At 41.0% G+C, this 1,489-nt stretch carries 1 protein-coding gene; it reads left to right on the forward strand.

Annotated elements, in window-relative coordinates:
* The first annotated feature begins 159 nt into the window (after positions 1–159).
* A complete protein-coding gene (locus V7L31_RS32500) occupies positions 160–1,305 on the forward strand; it encodes an IS4 family transposase (protein ID WP_334700049.1) in 1,146 nt (381 codons plus the stop codon).
* Positions 1,306–1,489 lie beyond the last annotated feature (184 nt).

The raw sequence follows: 1,489 nt of genomic DNA on the forward strand, positions 1-1,489 counted from the left end.
CAATACGGTTCAGTTAAGCCTCAAAGTCAGTTAAATTAAGGATTATTCCCAAGCCTGAAATTGACTGTGGTACATCTGAAAGATTTTTCACTGTTGTCTCCAACGATACAAAGTAGCGATTTGCTAAAAGCGATTGAGATAGCTATACCTGCAAAAGCAATTGAAAAAGCGATCGTAAAAAGCAAAGCTAGTGAAGAAAGAAATCGTTCTTTACCAGCGCATTTGGTAATTTGTCTGCTAGTTGCAATGAGCTTTTGGTCGAGAGATTCAATGCGGGATGTACTGAAAAACCTAATTGATGGGATGTCGGAGACATGGATAAAAATTGGCAAATACTGGCGAGTGCCATGTAAATCAGCTATCACCCAGGCTCGGCAGCGATTAGGCGCTGGAGTAATGAGCCGATTATTTCACCAATTAGTGCGGCCAATGGCGACTGATGAAACTCTAGGTGCATTTCTAAATGGACTACGAATTGTGGTGATTGATGGTACCTGTTTTGATGTCCCAGACAGTGATGAGAATGCAAGAGTTTTTGGTCGTCCTAGTAGCCGTCCTGGAACGCAAGCAGCATTTCCAAAAGTCAGATTAGTCATATTGGTAGAGGCGGGAACGCACTTAATATTTGATGCGCTGATGTGTCCTTATCGGATTGGAGAGCGAGTAAGGGCGTTAAAATTACTACGCTCAGTTACAACAGGAATGTTACTGATGTGGGATAGGGGCTTGCATTCTTACGAAATGGTACATACAACAGTTTCTAAGGGTTGCAATTATTTGGGCAGAATACCTGCCAATGTTAAATTCTTTGCAGAAAAACCTTTGGAAGACGGCTCTTATCTATCATCGATTTACCCATCGGGAAAATTACGAAAAAAGGGTTGTCAACCCCTCATAGTACGGGTTATTGAATATACTATTGAGCATCCGGAAAACCCTAGTGAACAAATCACATATCGATTGATTACTAGCTTATTAGATATTGAAAAATTCCCGGCAGAGTTGTTAGCTAAAGAATATCATCAGCGTTGGGAAGTAGAAAATACAATTGATGAATTGAAAATACACCTTTTAGGACGAAAAACTCATGTCCGTTCCCAAAAACCACGTGAAGTAGTGCAGGAAGTATATGGCTGGTTATTGGGACATTGGTCAGTAAGGGTGTTAATGTTTCAAGCCGCAACCAGTGCTGGGGTTCCACCTTTACGTTTGAGTTTTACAGGAACATTACGGGTTATTCGTCGTGCTATTCCTAAATTTCAACACTTACAACCAGAAGAATTACCCCTTTTTTCGATTGGTTAACTGTGGAGATTCTAGATACGTTGTTACCCGAACGAGTTCACCGTACTAATCCTAGGGTTGTGAAAAAGCCTGTATCAAAGTTTCGTTCCAAAAAGCCGAAACACAGAGGTGCTGGACAACGAGTCGAAGCTCCGAGATTTAACATCACTAATAAGCTTTTTAGCCTTAACTGAACCGTATTGAT

It is taken from the genome of Nostoc sp. (genome assembly GCF_036916655.1).
Lineage (GTDB): Bacteria > Cyanobacteriota > Cyanobacteriia > Cyanobacteriales > Nostocaceae > Nostoc.